Genomic DNA, 16,935 nt, shown 5'->3' with positions numbered 1-16,935 from the left:
TGGCGTGGGGCGGGGGTCAGGCCGAGCAGGGCGTCCGCGGCGGCCCCGGCGCGGGGCTCGCCGCCGCGGGTGGCGTCGCAACCGGTGGCGTCGTAACGGGTGCTCCCCGGTCGTGGTCGAGCACGACCGCGGCCTCACCGTGAAGGTCAGCTCCCGGCTGTGTGCGCCGGGGCCAACGCCTCGACCCTGCGGGCCAGTTCGAAGTCCTTCTCGGTGATGGCACCGCCCGCCGAGTGCGTGTGCACGGCGAGGGCGACCGTGTTGTAGCCGAGCGTGAGGTCCGAGTGGTGGTTCAGCTCGTCCTGGACGGCCGCGACGTGCGCGACGAGCGCGGCGGCCGCGACGTGGCTGGGCAGGGTGTACTTACGGGTGATCCGGTCGCCGTCGAGCGACCAGCCGGGCAGCTCGGCGAGGCGGTCCTCGGTCTCTTTCCGCGAAAGCGGTTCTGTAGCCATGTCCCCCAGCCTGCCACCGGAAGGAGGTTACGGTCGTGTCATGACAACCGCGACGCGTGAGAACACCTCCGAAGTGGGCCGTCTGCTGCGCGATTGGCGGCAGCGGCGGCGGGTCAGCCAGTTGGAGCTCGCGCTGCGCGCGGACTCGTCGGCGCGGCACATCAGCTTCGTGGAGACGGGCCGTTCGCGGCCCAGCGAGGAGTTCGTGCTGCGGCTCGCCGACCACCTGGACGTACCGATGCGCGAGCGCAACGCGCTGCTGCTGGCCGCCGGGTACGCGCCCCGCTACCCGCAGACCTCGCTCGACGACCCGGCGCTCGGCCCGCTGCGCGAGGGCCTGGAGCGGCTGCTTCGCGGCTACGAGCCGTATCCGGCCCTGATCGTCGACGCCACGTACGACGTGGTCGCCGCCAACCGTGGTCTGACCCTCCTGATGGGGTCGCTGCCCGAGCACCTGCTCGCCCCACCGTTCAACGCGATGCGGCTGACCCTGCACCCGGAGGGCCTCGCACCGCGCATCCGCAATCTGCGCGCCTGGCGCGGGCATCTGCTCCACCAGATGGAGCGGCAGGTGGCGCTCTCCCGCTCGGAGCCGCTGCGCAGGCTGTACGACGAGGTGGCCGCCTTCCCGGTTCCCGACGAGGACGACGCGGCGCTCCTCGACGACGAAGGCGCCGTGGCGCACTTCGCGCTGCCGCTGGTGATCGAGCACGACGGGCACGTGCTGTCGTTCGTGTCGTCGATCTCGACGTTCAACACGCCGATGGACGTGACGGTCGCCGAGCTGGCCGTGGAGACGCTGCTCCCGGCGGACCCGGCGACGGCCAAGTATCTGCGGTCCGCACTGGGCTGACCCGGCTCCCGCGCCACCCCAGGCTCCCGCGCTGACCCGGACGGCCCCGACCGACGTGTGACCTCGTCCTCTCGCCCCTAGCCTGCGAAAGACGGAGACCGAGGGAGCGCACACGGTGACTGACACGACGGGCATACCGACCGAGCCGGACGCCGCGCTGCTGCGCCTGGGGCGGTTCTTCCGGCGCGGGAAGGCCGCCGCCGACCTGCACAGCGTGCGGATCAAGGGGGGCCGCGACGGCGATGTCTTCTACCGGGACCGGTGGAGCCACGACAAGGTCGTCAACTCGACGCACGGAGTGAACTGCACCGGTTCCTGCCGCTGGAAGGTGTACGTCAAGGACGGCATCATCACCTGGGAGACCCAGCAGACGGACTATCCGAGCGTGGGCCCCGACCGCCCCGAGTACGAGCCACGCGGCTGCCCGCGCGGCGCCGCGTTCTCCTGGTACACGTACTCCCCCACCCGTGTCCGCTACCCGTATGTCCGCGGTGTGCTCCTGGACATGTACCGGGAGGCGAAGGCCCGGCTGCGCGACCCGGTCCTGGCCTGGGCCGACATCCAGAACGACCCGGAGCGCCGCCGCCGCTACCAGCGGGCGCGCGGCAAGGGCGGCCTGGTGCGGGCGGCCTGGGACGAGGCCGTGGAGATCGTCGCCGCCGCTCATGTCCACACCATCAAGACGTACGGGCCCGACCGGGTGGCCGGATTCTCCCCGATCCCGGCGATGTCGATGGTGTCGCACGCGGCGGGTGCCCGGTTCATGTCGCTGATCGGCGCGCCGATGCTGTCGTTCTACGACTGGTACGCGGATCTGCCGGTCGCCTCGCCGCAGGTGTTCGGCGACCAGACGGACGTGCCGGAGTCGGGTGACTGGTGGGACGCCGCGTATCTGATGATGTGGGGGTCGAACGTTCCGGTGACGCGGACGCCGGACGCGCACTGGATGGCCGAGGCGCGTTACCGGGGCCAGAAGGTCGTGGTGGTCGCACCGGACTACGCGGACAACGCCAAGTTCGCCGACGAGTGGCTGCATCCGCATCCGGGGACGGACGGAGCGCTGGCCCTCGCCATGGGGCACGTCATCCTCAGGGAGTTCTTCGTCGACCGGCGGACGCCGTTCTTCACCGACTACGTCAGCAAGTTCACGGATCTTCCGTTCCTCGTGACACTGGAGGAGAAGGACGGCGCGTACGTCCCCTCGAAGTTCCTGCGCGCCAGTGACCTGGGGCAGGGCGGCGAGGGCGCCGAGTGGAAGACGGCCGTCCTCGACGAGGCGACCGGCCATCCGGCCGTGCCCAACGGCTCGCTCGGCTTCCGCTGGACCGAGTCGGGCAAGGGCAAGTGGAACCTCGAACTGGGCAATATCAAGCCGGTGTTGAGCCTGCACGGACGTGACGTGGCGGCCGGTGTCGAGGTGCTGCTGCCCCGCTTCGACACGGACGGCGGCGCCCACGGGCAGGGGCGCGGCGAGGTGGTGCGACGCGGCGTGCCCGCGACGCGGCTCGGCGGGCAGGAGGGGCCGCTGGTCACGACCGTCTTCGACCTGCTGCTCGCCCAGTACGGGGTGGGCCGTCCGGGCCTGCCGGGCGCGTGGCCGTCGTCGTACGAGGACGCGCAGACGCCCGGCACCCCGGCCTGGCAGGAGGTGCACACCTCGGTCTCCGCCGCGGCCTGCGTGAAGATCGCCCGGGAGTTCGCGCGGACGGCCGAGCAGTCACGCGGGCGCTGCATGATCCTCATGGGCGCGGGCACCAACCACTGGTTCCACTCCGAGACGATCTACCGGGCGTTCCTCGCGCTGCTCCAGCTCACCGGGTGTCAGGGGCGCAACGGCGGCGGCTGGGCGCACTACGTGGGCCAGGAGAAGTGCCGCCCGTCGACCGGCTGGGCCTCGCTCGCCTCGGCCAACGACTGGTCGCGGCCGCCGCGGCAGATGATCGGGGCCGCGTACTGGTTCCTCAACACCGACCAGTGGCGCTACGACCGGTTCGGCGCGGACGTGCTCGCCTCTCCGCTCGGCAAGGGCGCGTTCGCGGGCATGACCGGGGCGGACTGCCTGGCCCTGTCGGCGCGGTCGGGGTGGATGCCGTCGTATCCGACGTTCGACCGCAATCCGCTCCAGCTGGGCGAGCAGGCTGTCGCCGACACGGTGGCCGAACTCAAGGCGGGCTCGCTGAAGTTCGCGTGTGAGGATCCGGACGCGCCGGAGAACTGGCCGCGGGTGCTGACGCTGTGGCGGGCCAACCTGCTCGGCTCGTCGGCCAAGGGCGCCGAGTACTTCACCAAGCATCTCCTCGGCACGCACTCCTCACTCCGCGCCGACCAGGCCGCTCCCGGCGAGCGGCCCACGACCGTGAGGTGGCGCGAGGAGGCGCCCGAGGGAAAGCTCGACCTCCTCCTCTCCCTCGACTTCCGGCAGACGTCGTCGACGCTCCTGTCGGACGTGGTGCTGCCCGCGGCGACCTGGTACGAGAAGCACGACCTGTCGTCCACGGACATGCATCCGTACGTGCACTCGTTCACACCGGCCGTCGACCCGCCCTGGCAGGCGCGTACCGACTTCGAGACGTTCAAGACGCTCGCGCACAGGCTCAGCGAGCTGGCCGTGGAGCATCTGGGCGTGCGCAAGGACCTGGTGGCGGCGCCGCTGCAGCACGACACGCCGGGTGAGACCGCGCAGCCCGGCGGTGTGGTCCTCGACTGGCGCAAGGGCGAGTGCGAGCCGGTGCCGGGCAGGACGCTGCCCAACCTGGTCGTCGTCGAGCGGGACTACACGGCGATCGGCGCGAAGTTCACCGCGCTGGGCCCGCTGGTCGAGCGGCTCGGTCTGCCCGCCAAGGGCATCACGCTCAAGCCCGACCAGGAGGTCACGGAGCTGCGTGAGCGCAACGGTGTGGTGCGGGGCGGGCCGGCTGACGGCCGCCCGTCGCTGGACACGGCGGTCAAGGCGGCCAACACGATCCTCGCCCTGTCCGGCACCACCAACGGCCGTCTCGCCACCCAGGGGTTTCACACCCTGGAGTCCCGCACGGGCCAGGAGATGGCGCATCTGGCCGCCGAGCACGAGGGCAAGCGGATCACGTACGCGGACACACAGGCCGCTCCCGTGCCCGTCATCACCTCGCCGGAGTGGTCGGGCAGCGAGTCCGGCGGGCGCCGCTACACGGCGTTCACGCTCAACACCGAGCATCTCAAACCGTGGCACACGCTCACCGGGCGCCAGCACTTCTTCCTCGACCACGACTGGATGCACGAGCTGGGCGAGGCGCTGCCGGTGTACCGGCCGCCGCTCGACATGAACCGTCTGTTCGGCGAGCCGCGGCTCGGCCCCGACGGCGGGAAGGAGGTGACGGTCCGTTACCTCACTCCGCACAACAAGTGGTCGATCCACTCGGAGTACCAGGACAACCTGTTCATGCTGTCGCTCTCCCGGGGCGGCCAGTCCATCTGGATGGCGCCGCAGGACGCGGAGGCGATCGGCGTCAAGGACAACGACTGGATCGAGGCGGTCAACCGCAACGGTGTCGTCGTGGCCCGCGCGATCGTCTCGCACCGGATGCCCGCGGGCACGGTCTACATGCACCACGCGCAGGAGCGCACGGTCAACGTGCCGAGGGCTCAGTCGAGCGGGCGGCGCGGCGGCATCCACAACTCGCTGACCCGGCTGATCCTCAAGCCGTCCCATCTCATCGGCGGATACGCCCAGTTCAGCTGGGCGTTCAACTACCTCGGTCCGACGGGCAACCAGCGCGACGAGGTCACTGTCGTCCGGCGCCGCTCGCAGAAGGTGGAGTACTGAACTGATGCGCATCATGGCCCAGATCGCGATGGTGATGAACCTCGACAAGTGCATCGGCTGCCACACCTGTTCGGTCACCTGCAAGCAGGCATGGACCAACCGGCGGGGGATGGAGTACGTCTGGTTCAACAACGTGGAGACCCGCCCGGGGCAGGGCTATCCGCGCCGTTACGAGGACCAGGACAAGTGGCGCGGCGGCTGGGAGCTCAACAAGAGGGGCGCCCTGAAACTGAAGGGCGGCGGCCGGTTCAGGAAGCTCGCCGGTATCTTCTCCAACCCGAAGCTGCCCGGCATCAAGGACTACTACGAGCCCTGGACGTACGACTACCAGAACCTCACCGACGCGCCGCTCGGCGACGACTTCCCGGTGGCGCGGCCGCGTTCGCAGATCACCGGCAAACCGATGAAGATCGAGTGGTCGTCGAACTGGGACGACAACCTGGGCGGGGCCACCGAGCACGGCGACCTCGACCCGATGGTCCAGCAGACCCGCCAGCAAGCCTCGGACAAGGTGAAGTTCGCGTTCGAGCAGACCTTCATGTTCTATCTGCCGCGGATCTGCGAGCACTGTCTGAACCCGTCGTGCGTGTCGTCGTGCCCGTCGGGCGCGATGTACAAGCGCGTGGAGGACGGCATCGTCCTGGTCGACCAGGACCACTGCCGCGGCTGGCGGATGTGCGTGACCGGATGCCCGTACAAGAAGGTGTACTTCAACCATCGCACCGGCAAGGCCGAGAAGTGCACGATGTGCTATCCCCGCGTCGAGGTGGGCCTGCCGACGGTCTGCTCGGAGACGTGTGTGGGCCGCCTGCGCTACCTCGGCGTCATCCTCTACGACGCGGACCGGGTGACCGGCGCGGCACGGACCGAGGACGAGCGGGACCTCTACGGTGCGCAGCTGGACGTGTTCCTCGACCCGGAGGACGCGGGTGTGCAGCGGGCCGCCGAGGAGGCCGGTATCCCCTACGACTGGGTGGAGGCGGCCCGGCGCTCACCGGTGCGCGCGCTCATCAGCACGTACAAGGTGGCGCTGCCGCTGCATCCGGAGTACCGGACGATGCCGATGGTCTGGTACATCCCGCCGCTCTCCCCCGTCGTCGACGCGCTCACCGAGACCGGGCACGACGGTGAGGACCACGCCAATCTGTTCGGCGCTATCGACACGCTGCGCATCCCCGTCGAGTACCTGGCGCAACTGTTCACGGCCGGTGACGTGGTGCCGGTGCGCTCCAGCCTGGAGAAGCTCGCGGCGATGCGCTCGCACATGCGGGCCGTCAACCTCGGTCAGCTCCCGGACCGTTCGATCGCCGAGTCGGTCGGCATGACCGGTGACGAGATCGAGGAGATGTACCGGCTGCTGGCCATCGCCAAGTACGAGGACCGGTACGTGATCCCGACCGCGGCGGTCGGTGACGCGCGGCGCCTGGAGGAGAGCGCCCTGCCGGACTCCTGCTCGCTCGACTACGCGGAGGGCCCCGGGATGGGCGGCGAGGGTCCGTTCGGCGGCGACTCGGGCCGCACCACCGCCGGTGGCCGCCGACTGCTTCCGGTCGTCTCCGTCGAGAACTTCCACCTCAGCAAGGAACGGCAGACCACGGACCCGGCAGCGGGCGAGGCCAAGGCCCCGGAGAAGTTCACCAAGACGGAGGAGAGCTCATGACGGACCGCATCGCGCTCGTTCACCAGGCGGCCGCGCTCTGCCTCACCTACCCCGACGGCGAACTGTACGAGCGGCTGCCGCTGGTGCGGGCCGCGGCGCCGGAGCTCGCCCCGTTCGTCGACCACGCCGAGGCCACGGCACCCGCGGACCTGGCCGCGCACTACGTCCAGGTCTTCGACTTCAAGAACCGGCACAGCCTGTACCTGACGTGGTGGCGCGAGGGAGACACCCGCAGGCGCGGCATGGCGCTCGTGCGGATGAAGGAGGTCTACCGCGAGCACGGCATGGAGTTCACCGGCGAGGAGCTGCCGGACTTCCTGCCCGCGGTCCTCGAGTTCTCCGCGCAGGCAGGTCCTTTCCTGCTCCAGGAGCACCGCAGCGGCCTGGAGCTGCTGCGGATCGCGCTGACCGAGCACGGCACCCCGTACGCGACCGTGCTCGACGCGGTGTGCCGCACGCTGCCGGGCCCGTCGCCCAAGGACCGGGCCGAGGCGCTGGCGCTGGCCCGTTCGGGGCCGCCGCGCGAAGAGGTCGGGCTCGAACCCTTCGGCATTCCGCTACTGGTGGAGGAGCACGCCCCGTGACCACGCTGATCTGGGGCGTCCTGCCCTACGTCGCCTTCGTCCTGCTCGTCGCCGGGACCGTCTGGCGCTACCTGTACGACAAGTTCGGCTGGACCACCCGCTCCTCGCAGCTCTACGAGTCGAGGCTGCTCAACATCGCCTCGCCGGTCTTCCACTACGGCATCCTGTTCGTCCTCGTCGGCCATCTGGTGGGCCTGTTCGTCCCGATGTCGTGGACGGACGCCATCGGCGTCGGCGAGCACACCTACCACCTGTTCTCGCTGTACGGCGGCACGGCGGCGGGCGCGCTCGTGGTGCTCGGCATCCTGACGCTGATCGTCCGGCGCCGCGTCAACGCGTCCGTGTTCCGGGCGACGACCCGCAACGACAAGCTCATGTACGTGGTGCTGTTCGCGGCGATCGCGCTCGGCATGGCCGCCAAGCTCACGCACGCCTCCGGCGACGGCTACAACTACCGGGTGTCCATCGGGCCGTGGGCCCGCAGCCTGTTCACGCTGAACCCGGACACGGGGCGGATGCACGGGGTGCCGGTGCTCTACCAGATTCACGCAGTAGTGGGCATGCTACTCATCGCACTGGTACCGTTCACCCGGCTCGTGCACATGTTCAGCGCGCCGGTGCAGTACCTGTTCCGACCGTACGTGGTCTACCGCAGCCGCGACCCGCGGCGGCTGGCCGCGCGGCCGGAGCGGCGGGGGTGGGAACGCGCCGGGTCGTAACCGCTGTTCATCACCGATCGACACGTGGGGAGACGTGTTCTCGTGAGTGAACGACGGCCCGCCCCGACGGTGGGTCAGGTGGTCCTCGGCCGACGGCTTCGCGACCTGCGGGAGACCGCGGGGCTCGGCCGCGACGAGGCGGCCCGCGCACTGCGGGTGACGGCGGCGACGGTCCGCCGCATGGAGACCGCCGAGGTGGCCCTGAAGATCCCGTATGTACAGATGCTCCTTGAGCTGTACGCGGTTTCCGACCCGGAGATCGAGGCGTTCGTCGCGCTCGCCGAGGAGGCGAACCTGCCGGGCTGGTGGCAGCGCTACCACGACGTGCTGCCCGACTGGTTCAGCCTCTACGTCAGCCTGGAGGGCTCGGCCGAGCTGATCCGCTGCTACGAACCGCACTTCGTGCCGGGCCTGTTGCAGACGGAGGAGTACGCGCGCGCCGTGCTCGACGCGGGCACGGTGGGCCGGGCGCGGCCCGCGGAGGTCGAGCGGCACGTGTCGCTGCGCCTCGCCCGGCAGGCGCTGCTCGGGCGGGACGACCCGCCGCGGCTGTGGGCGGTGTTCGACGAGACGGTCCTGGCGCGCCCGCCGGGCGGGCCCGAGGTGCTGCGCGGCCAGCTGGACCGGTTGATCGAGGCGGCGCAGCTGCCGCATGTCACCTTGCAGATAGCGGAGTTCGCGGCGGGCCCGCACCCCGGTACTTTCGGGCCCTTCACCCTGTTCAGGTTCCCCGTGCGGGAGTTGCCGGACATGGTGGTCAGCGAGTACGTCACCGGGGCGCTGTACCTGGACTCGCGGGACGAGGTGGGCACGCATCTCGAGGTCCTCGACCATCTGGTGGCCCACGCCGCCGACACCCGGCGGACGCTGGAGATCCTTCAGAAGTGGCGCAGCGCGCTGTAGCGGCCCCACCGTCGGATCGGACCCGCCCGGTCCTGATGGCTCCAGCTGTGTCCAGCAGGACTCGGGCGGGCCCGCGTCAAGGGCGGGTCCGGCTGATCAGTCGGCCAGCTTGGCCGTGAGGGTGATCGTGGTGCCGGTCAGCGCCTGGCTCACCGGGCAGTTGACCTTGGCGTCCTCGGCGGCCTTGAGGAAGGCTCCCTCGTCCAGGCCCGGGACCTCGCCCTCCACGGTGAGGTGGATACCGGTGATGCCCTCGCCCGGCTGGAAGGTCACCTCGGCCTGCGTGACGAGCTTGGTGGGCGGGGTGCCGGCCTGGCTCAGGCCGTGCGAGAGCGCCATCGAGTAGCAGCTGGAGTGGGCGGCCGCGATCATCTCCTCCGGGCTGGTCCTGCCGTGCGGCTCCTGGGAGCGTGCGGCCCAGGTGACCGGGTACTGGCCCACCTCCGACGAGTCGAACGAGACCTTCCCGCTGCCTTCGAGGAGGTTGCCTTCCCAGGCGGTGTGTGCGGAGCGTGTGGTGGCCACGACGGTTCCTTTCCGTGTCCGGTGGTCCGTGACGTCTGGTTGCCTGTGCACCTGATTGCCTGTGCACCACCATGCGACCACACCTGGGTCAGTCCTGGGCGCTCCGGCGGCGGCGTGCCGCCATCCACGCGTAGACGAGCACCCCGACGAACAGGAACAGCACGCCCTGGTAGACGGCCGCGTACCCGGCGCCGCCCACCAGCCACAGGGAGAACCCGAACGCGGCGAGGGCGAGGACCGTGTCGCGGGCCAGACGCCCCGGGCGTACCCGGTCGGCCTGGCCGGAGAGCAGGAAGTAGACCTGCGCGGCGGTCGCCAGCAGGTAGGGCACGGTGGCGGTGAAGGTGGTGACCAGGACGAGCATCTCGAAGACGCCGCCGGACCCGGCCGTGTAGTTGTACACGGTCAGCAGCGAGGCGAGGCCGACGGCGACCAGCACACCGGCCGGGGGCACGCCGCGCCGCTTCTTCCCGAACACCGCCGGGAACAGCCCGTCCTTCGCGGCGGCGTACGGCGTCTGGGCGCTGAGCAGGGTCCAGCCGTTGAGCGCGCCCACCATCGACACGAGCGCGGCGATCGCGACGGCGCTGCCGCCCCACGTGCCGCCGAACATGGCGTTCACCGCGTCGGAGAACGGGGCGGAGGAGTGGACGAGGTCGCCGTGGGCGACGGTGCCGAAGACGGACAGGGTGCACAGCAGGTACAGGAGCGCGGCCAGGGCGGTGCCCAGGACGGTGGCCCGGCCGACGTTGCGCCGCGGGTCACGGACCTCGCCCGCGCTCACCGACGCCGACTCCACGCCGAGGTAGCTGAAGAGCAGGATCGCGGCGGACGCGGAGACGGCGCCGAGCGGCGAGTCGCCGCCGCCCTGGAAGGGTCCGAGATTGTCCGCCCTGAAGAAGAACAGGCCGCCGACGGCGACGAGCAGCAGCGGGGCGAACTTCAAGGCGGTGGAGACGAGTTGCACGGCGCCGACGTACCGCGTTCCCGCGAGGTTGGCGAGTGCGGGCAGCCACTGGCAGGTCAGGGCCGCGACGATCGTCCAGAACGTCGAGCCGTGGATGGGCAGCAGCACGTCCAGGTAGCCGACGGCGGCGACGGCCAGCGCGGCGTTGCTCACCCAGGTGGTGATCCAGTACGACCATGCGGCCAGGAACCCGGCGAAGTCGCCGAAGGCCGCACGGACGTAGACATAGGGGCCGCCGGTCTGCGGGTGCCGGTGGGCGAGCCGCCCGAAGACGAGGGCGAGGGCGACGGCGCCGAGCGTCAGGACGCCGAAGGCGATGAGGCTGATGGTGCCGTACGGGGCCACGGAGGCCGGGAGCAGGAAGATGCCGCCGCCGATGATGTTGCCCATGACGAGGGTCGTGGCGACGGGCAGGCCGAACCGGCGGGCGTGCCTGTCGGCGTGGTCCTGGCCGGGCGTGCGGAGCTGGATCCGGTCATCGGGTGCGGCCGGAGCCGTGCGGGGTGCGGTCCCGGTGTCGGGCATGGGGGTGTGGAGCCTCTCGTGGTGCCGGCGCCGCCACGGGATCGCCGGACGGCACGGACCATGGTCGGGTCCGGCCCGACTTCGGTCCAAATCACCGGTCTTTGTCCTTCCAGTCCCGGCGCACGGCGCAAAAGGTGTGCTCAGCGGCTGTTCTCGCGGGGAATCCTGCGGGACTCGGTGAGCGGCACCTGCGGACCGTCGCCCTCGCGCAGCCAGCGGCGCAGCACCCGGTGGACCTGCTCGGCGCCCACCAGGTCGGTGCCGTCCTCGACCGGCGCGGACAGGGCGCTCGGGGACAGGAGGAACGGGCGGCCCTGGGCGCCGCCGAGGCCGCCGTGCGAGCCGATCTGCTCCTCGAACGCGAGGACCTCGCCGTCGTCCGGGTCGTACCAGGAGTTGACCATGATGTCGGCGGTGTGCGGGAACGTGTCGGTGCGGCGCACCGCGTCGGCGGCGCCGGGCCCGAACCCGGCCAGCGGCCCCTTGTCGTCGACGAGCTCGCCCAGCGGCACCTCGGCGCCCTGCGCACCGAGGACGACGGCGCCGTGCCGCTCGCTGCGCACCAGCAGGAAGCCGATGCCGGGGTGGTTGGCGAGTGTGGGAAGCAGTGCCGGGTGGCGGGCGTCGATCTCCTCGCGGCTCATCCGGTGCGGCACGTCGGGGAAGGAGACCAGGCCCAGGTTGCCGGAGGCCAGCACGATCGGTTCGCGGCGCCGCCTGCTGCCGCGCACGGCCGTCTCCTGCGCCTGTTCGACGGGCCGGTGCAGGGCGGCGCGGACGGCGGCGCGGGCCTCGGCGCCGCTGTGGGTGCGGCGTGCCGCGCGCGGCACGGGCAGGCCGCAGCCGGCCCGCACGAGGTCCTGGAGGGTGAGGCCGTAGCGGGTGCGGAACGTCTCGCCGGGGCTCTGGCCGTGGTCGGAGAGGACGACGATGCGGTACGGGCGAGGGGCGTGCTCGGCGACCTTCTCGATGAGCGCGAGGGAGCGGTCGAGGCGGGCGAGCACCTTCTCGGCGTCACGGCTGCCGGGCCCGGAGTGGTGGGCCACCTCGTCGTAGGCGACGAGGTCGGCGTAGACGGCGCTGCGCCCGGCGAGCATGTCGCCGATGACGGCCGCGACGACGACGTCCCGCTCGACGACCGTCGCGAAGGCCCGTACGAAGGGGTAGAGCCCGCCGCGGCCGACTCGTGGCCGCTTGCGTCGCAGCCGGGCCCTTGTGGACTGGCCGATCTCACGGCCGACCTCGGCGCAGAACGACAGGGCGGTGCGCACGGCGTTGGCCGGGTCGCAGAAGTAGGCGAAGTACCCGGACCTCGACCTGTTCTCCTTGCCGCGGCGGGCCGCCACCGACAGGACGACCGCGACCTGCTGGGCGCCGCCGCTGAACAGGTTGCCGCGGCTGGCGCCGTCGAGGGTGAGCAGGCCGTCGTCGCCGGTGTGGCGGGCGGCGCGGCGCTGGAGTTCCGCGGCGCTGGTGGGGCGGTTGGAGACCTGGACCTCGCCGGTGTCCTTCTCGTACCAGCGGAAGGCGGGCACGTCGTGGTTGGAGCCGTGCAGGATGGCGAGCTGGCTGGCACCGGTCTGGCTGGACCAGTCGGTGCGCCAGGGGGTGAGGCGGTGGCTGCCGTCGCGCAGCCATGCGGCGATCGTGGGCATCACCGCGCTGTCGGCGGCGCGCCGCAGCACGTCGTGGCCGACGCCGTCGAGCTGGAGGAAGACGGTGCCGGGGGTGGGTGGGCAGGTGCCGCCCTCGGGGCCCCGGCGGCGGCGCCGGTCGGCGAGCCGGTACAGGCGGCGCCGGTAGGCGTCGTCGTCGCGCACCGCCAGGGCGCCGCCGGTCGCCGAGGCCACGGCGGACATGACCGCGGCGACGACGACCGCGGTCTCGGGGCTGACCTGGCCGCGCCCGTCGGGGACGAGGCGCAGTGCGACGAGCAGCAGGGCGCCGTTGAGGAAGAACACGACGAGCCCGAGGACCAGGGCGGGCACGAGCAGCAGGGCGCGTACGAGCAGCGGCCACACCAGGGCGGAGAGCACGGCGAAGGCACCGGCGCCGAGGGCGGCCGTCACGGCGACGCGGGTGAGGCTGTCGCCGCCCGCCGACTGCAGCTGGAAGTCGGGCAGGAGCCCCGCGAGGACCATCATCGTGAGGGTGCCCGCCGCCCAGACCGTCAACGACCGCCATGTCGTGCTCGCTGCGCGCCGCCACCACCGGCCTGACGCCACGTCCCGGCTCCCCTCGCCCCGCCCTGTCGTACAACCCGCTCGTACGACCTGCTCGTACAACCCGCTCGTACAACCCGCTCGTACATCCGCTCCACGGACAGGGTTTCATACCTTTTGTGCGGCGCGGCGGCGTCCAGCGCGGTCAGCGGCCGTCGTACCCGGCGGTCGGCATCGACAGGCGGCGGTGCACGCACGCCTTCATCCGGGCGTCGTAGCACGGTTCGGCCAGGCCCGCCGTCTCCAGGCGCACCCCGCGCCGCGCGCACTCGCGCACGAACGCGTCGACGGAGCTGAGCGCGGTGCGCAGCACCCGCTCGCACGGGGCGACGAACAGGTCGACCAGGCCCGCGTCGACATCCGTCCACAGCAGCCGGTGGTCGGGGCGCAGGGCGTGGACGAGGAGCTGGCGGGTGACGACATAGCCGCGCTGGGCGGCCCAGCGGGCGCACATGGCGTGCTGGCTGCGCGCGTCGACGAGGAACGGGTCCGCCTCCAGCTCCTGGAGCGGCGTCAGGCTGGTGATCGCCACGGCCCGCACGACGTGTCCCGCTCCGCGCACGGCTCCCCCGTCCCGCTGGTGTCCCCTTGCCGTCCCCCGGTTGTCGACGCCGACCCTACTCCTGCACGTAGGCTCGGGGCAGTCGCACGAAGGAGCGTAAGGAGGCGGCGCGTGCCGGTGGAGATCACCTGGTGGGGCCATGCCACCTGCACGATCGAGGACGCGGGTGCCCGGGTGCTGACCGATCCGCTGTTCGCGCGGCGCCTGGCCCATCTGCGGCGCCGTCGCGGAGCCCTGCCGCCCGCGGGCGCCGCCCGCGCTGACGTCGTCCTCGTCTCGCATCTGCACGCCGATCATCTGCACGTGCCGTCCCTGGCCCGGCTGGCGCCCGGCACCCGCGTCCTGGTGCCGCGCGGTGCGGCGCGGGCGGTGCCGGGGCTGCGGCGGCTGCGGTCGCTGCGGATCAGCGAGGTGGAGCCCGGGGCGCGCGTCGAGGTCGGCGAGCTCGTGATCCGGGCGGTGCACGCCGAGCACGACGGGCGGCGCCTGCCGGTCGGGCCGCACCGTTCACCCGCGCTCGGCTACGTGGTGAGCGGCGAGGCCCGTACGTACTTCGCGGGCGACACCGGACTGTTCGACGCGATGGCCGACACCGTGGGCGAGGTGGACGTGGCGCTGCTGCCGGTCGGCGGCTGGGGCCCGTACCTCGGGCCGCACCACCTCGATCCGGCACGGGCCGCCGAGGCGCTGGGCCGGATCGGGCCGCGCAGCGCGGTGCCCGTGCACTACGGGACGTACTGGCCAATCGGCATGGACGCGGTGCGGCCGCACGAGTTCCACTCGCCGGGCGACGAGTTCGTGCGGCAGGCGGCGCTGCGCGCGCCTGAGGTCGCGGTGCACCGCCTCGGGCACGGCGAGAGCGTGTGCCCGGAGGTGGCCGGGTGATCCTCGCCACCGCGCAGCAGGTCACGACGGAGTCGACGCAGCAGGCGGTGGGCTATCCGTCGCTGTTCCTGCTCGTCTTCATCGGGGCGCTCGTGCCGGTGGTGCCGACGGGCGCGCTGGTGAGTTCGGCTGCCGTGGTGGCGTTCCATCAGACCAACCCGCTGTCGCTGCTGTTCGTGTTCGTCACGGCTTCGCTCGCCGCGTTCCTCGGGGATCTGGCGCTGTACTGGCTCGGGCGGCGCGGCATGGGGTCGAGGAACGGCTCGAAGTGGCTGGCGGCGATCCGGGCGCGGGCGCCCGAGGAGCGGCTCGCGCGGGCACAGGCCAAGCTCGCCGACCACGGCGTGATGGTCCTGGTGCTCTCCCGGCTGGTGCCCGCCGGGCGGATCCCGGTGATGCTGGCGTGTCTGCTCGCGCGCACGGGGATGCGGCGGTTCGCCCGTGGCGACGCGCCGGCGTGCCTGGCGTGGGCGGCGACGTACCAGGTCATCGGCATTCTCGGTGGCTCCTTGTTCAAGGAGCCGTGGCAGGGCGTGGTCGCGGCGGTCGCGCTGACCGTGGTGATCAGCGCGGCCCCGGGTGTGTGGCGCAGGCTGCGCGTGCGCGGCGGTGCGTCGGACGGCAAGGGATCAGGACAGCAGCACGCGTGAGCCGCCGACCGGCAGGTCCCACAGGTCGTCGCGGTCGAGCCCGGCCGTCTGCCAGGCGGCGTGCAGCCGGGTGAGGGGTTCGAGGACCGGCTCGGCCGACAGCACGAACGTCGCCCAGTGCATGGGCGCCATCGCCTTCGCCCCGACGTCGCACGCGGCCTGTACCGCGTCCTCGGGCGCGCAGTGGACGTCCTCGAGCCACCAGCGCGGTGCGTAGGCGCCGATGGGCAGGAGGGCCAGGTCGATGCCGGGGTAGCGGCGGCCGATCTCCTTGAACCAGTGGCCGTAGCCGGTGTCGCCGGCGAAGTAGAGGCGCTGTCCGTCGTGGTCGGTGAGCACCCAGCCTCCCCACAGGCTGCGGCAGGTGTCGGTGAGGGTCCGCTTGGACCAGTGGTGGGCGGGCACGAAATCGAAGCGGACCCCGTTCAGGGACGCCGCCTCCCACCAGTCGAGTTCGGTGACGCGGGTGAAGCGCCGCCGGGTGAACCAGCGCCCGAGGCCGGCGGGGACGAGCACCGGGGTGTCGCGCGGCAGCCTTCTGAGGGTGGGCCAGTCGAGGTGGTCGTAGTGGTTGTGGCTGATGACGACTGCGTCGACGCGTGGCAGCGCGCTCCAGGCGACGCCCACGGGCGTGACGCGGGCGGGCGTGCCGAGGATCCTCCGGGACCAGACGGGGTCGGTGAGCACGGTGAGGCCGCCGATCCGCACCACCCAGCTCGCGTGCCCCGCCCAGGTGACGGCGACCGTGCGGGTGTCGACGTCGGGCAGCGGCCCCGGAGCGAACGGCAGCCGCGGTATGTCCGCGAGGCCCTCGGGGCCGGGCCGCAGCGCCCCCTCCCGCGCGAACCGCGCCAGGCCGCGCAGACCCGGCAACGGCGCGGTGAGCCGGTCGGCGAACGACTTCGGCCACCGCCGGGGCACGGTGTCGCCCTCCGGCCGGTCCAGCGGGCGGGGGGCTGGGAGGGGCGGCGGGGTGACGGGGGCCGCGAGCGACGTCCGCGGGGCGGAGGTGCCCGAGGTCCGGGTCGCGGTCCGGGGCGGCCTCTGCGTGCGCGGCGGCTGGGCCGGGGCCGTGGCGGTGACCGTGGCGGGGGTGTCGTCGGGAGTGGTCGTCGGGTCGGTCTCGGGGGCGGTGTGGGGCGCGTGCGTCATCGGTCGGACTCCCATCCCTCGGCTGCCGGTCCGTTGCGGCCGCGGCCCACCGGGCCCGCGTCCGTGGTGCGAATGCCGTCGAGCACCGACCTCACCGTGCTCAACAGCTGTGCGACGTGCGGAAGGTCCAGCGGCTCCGGCGAGGTGAGAGACGCCATCCGCTCCTCCGGGGTCGATCCGAGCAGCGGCCCGGTCGACAGGCGCACCCGGAGGGCGGCGAGATCGTCGCCGAACCGGTGCCCGCCGGGGGCCGGCATGTCGAGGCGGGCGGTCAGGAACTCCTCCAGGTCCTGGCTGTCGGTGACGCCCCGCGCGGCGAGCGGGGGCCGCAGCGGCTCCAGGTCGACGTAGAGGTGGCGGCCGGCGCGCGGCGGCCGGGCCAGGCACCCCGCGGCGAGGCCCGGATCAGGATCGCCGCCTGGATCACGGACTTCTACAACGCTAGGCGGCTACACAGCGTGTGCGGGTTCA

The 16,935-nt window shown here is 72.1% G+C and carries 14 protein-coding genes and 1 pseudogene; 8 read left to right on the top strand and 7 right to left on the bottom strand.

Translation table 11 applies throughout. The features are described from left to right. Positions 1-146 precede the first annotated feature (146 nt). Complete coding sequence (locus OFY01_RS05865; protein ID WP_266596981.1) at positions 147-455, bottom strand: 4a-hydroxytetrahydrobiopterin dehydratase; 309 nt, start codon at positions 453-455, stop codon at positions 147-149. 40 nt (positions 456-495) lie between these two features. Here OFY01_RS05865 and OFY01_RS05860 point away from each other — a divergent pair, with 40 nt between their 5' ends. The 6 genes from OFY01_RS05860 (at position 496) to OFY01_RS05835 (ending at position 8,976) form a co-directional block, all read left to right on the top strand. Continuing rightward, positions 496-1,308: a helix-turn-helix domain-containing protein gene (locus tag OFY01_RS05860; RefSeq protein ID WP_266596979.1), complete on the top strand. Its 813-nt coding sequence runs from the start codon at positions 496-498 to the stop codon at positions 1,306-1,308. A 115-nt stretch (positions 1,309-1,423) separates the two neighbouring features. Continuing rightward, positions 1,424-5,110 carry a nitrate reductase subunit alpha gene (locus OFY01_RS05855; protein ID WP_266596977.1) on the top strand — a complete coding sequence of 1,229 codons (3,687 nt, stop codon included), beginning with the start codon at positions 1,424-1,426 and terminating at the stop codon, positions 5,108-5,110. 4 nt (positions 5,111-5,114) lie between these two features. Beyond that, positions 5,115-6,770 carry a nitrate reductase subunit beta gene (gene narH, locus OFY01_RS05850; RefSeq protein ID WP_266596975.1) on the top strand — a complete coding sequence of 552 codons (1,656 nt, stop codon included), beginning with the start codon at positions 5,115-5,117 and terminating at the stop codon, positions 6,768-6,770. Further along, a complete protein-coding gene (gene narJ / locus OFY01_RS05845) occupies positions 6,767-7,354 on the top strand; it encodes a nitrate reductase molybdenum cofactor assembly chaperone (RefSeq protein WP_266596973.1) in 588 nt (195 codons plus the stop codon). The genes narH and narJ overlap by 4 nt, the downstream gene beginning before the upstream one ends. Further along, the gene (gene narI / locus OFY01_RS05840; protein ID WP_266596971.1) at positions 7,351-8,073 is read left to right on the top strand and encodes a respiratory nitrate reductase subunit gamma; all 723 of its coding nucleotides are present in this window, start codon (positions 7,351-7,353) and stop codon (positions 8,071-8,073) included. Before narJ ends, narI begins: the two co-directional genes overlap by 4 nt. A gap of 42 nt (positions 8,074-8,115) precedes the next feature. After that, positions 8,116-8,976, top strand: coding sequence for a helix-turn-helix domain-containing protein (locus OFY01_RS05835; protein WP_266596969.1), 861 nt, complete (start codon positions 8,116-8,118; stop codon positions 8,974-8,976). A 96-nt stretch (positions 8,977-9,072) separates the two neighbouring features. Here OFY01_RS05835 and OFY01_RS05830 read toward each other — a convergent pair whose 3' ends face one another. The 4 genes from OFY01_RS05830 to OFY01_RS05815 form a co-directional block, all read right to left on the bottom strand. Next, entirely contained in the window at positions 9,073-9,501 is a 429-nt protein-coding gene (locus OFY01_RS05830; protein WP_266596967.1) for an OsmC family protein, read from the bottom strand. 88 nt (positions 9,502-9,589) lie between these two features. After that, entirely contained in the window at positions 9,590-10,993 is a 1,404-nt protein-coding gene (locus tag OFY01_RS05825; RefSeq protein WP_266596965.1) for an amino acid permease, read from the bottom strand. A 140-nt stretch (positions 10,994-11,133) separates the two neighbouring features. Next, on the bottom strand, positions 11,134-13,218 hold the full coding sequence (locus OFY01_RS05820) for a phage holin family protein (protein WP_266596963.1): 2,085 nt from the start codon (positions 13,216-13,218) through the stop codon (positions 11,134-11,136). 142 nt (positions 13,219-13,360) lie between these two features. Then, positions 13,361-13,777, bottom strand: coding sequence for a hypothetical protein (locus OFY01_RS05815; RefSeq protein WP_266596961.1), 417 nt, complete (start codon positions 13,775-13,777; stop codon positions 13,361-13,363). Between the two features lie 111 nt (positions 13,778-13,888). Between OFY01_RS05815 and OFY01_RS05810 the strand changes: the two genes are divergently transcribed. Both OFY01_RS05810 and OFY01_RS05805 read left to right on the top strand, forming a co-directional pair. Then, a complete protein-coding gene (locus OFY01_RS05810; protein WP_266596959.1) occupies positions 13,889-14,662 on the top strand; it encodes an MBL fold metallo-hydrolase in 774 nt (257 codons plus the stop codon). After that, positions 14,662-15,312, top strand: a complete 651-nt coding sequence (locus OFY01_RS05805; RefSeq protein ID WP_407700283.1) for a DedA family protein — start codon at positions 14,662-14,664, stop codon at positions 15,310-15,312. Before OFY01_RS05810 ends, OFY01_RS05805 begins: the two co-directional genes overlap by 1 nt. Here the strand turns inward: OFY01_RS05805 and OFY01_RS05800 are convergent. Continuing rightward, positions 15,292-16,464 (bottom strand): MBL fold metallo-hydrolase, encoded by a 1,173-nt coding sequence (locus tag OFY01_RS05800; RefSeq protein ID WP_266596955.1) that lies wholly within the window; start codon positions 16,462-16,464, stop codon positions 15,292-15,294. The genes OFY01_RS05805 and OFY01_RS05800 overlap by 21 nt on opposite strands. Beyond that, positions 16,461-16,862: pseudogene (locus OFY01_RS05795) on the bottom strand (pyridoxal phosphate-dependent aminotransferase); the annotation flags it as partial. The gene OFY01_RS05800 and the pseudogene OFY01_RS05795, both read right to left, overlap by 4 nt. Positions 16,863-16,935: the final 73 nt, after the last annotated feature.

Origin of the sequence: Streptomyces beihaiensis (assembly GCF_026274175.1) — a bacterium.
Lineage (GTDB): Bacteria > Actinomycetota > Actinomycetes > Streptomycetales > Streptomycetaceae > Streptomyces > Streptomyces beihaiensis.
The sequence above is the reverse complement of the archived record's forward strand: the minus strand, read 5'-3'. Positions and strand labels throughout refer to the sequence as shown.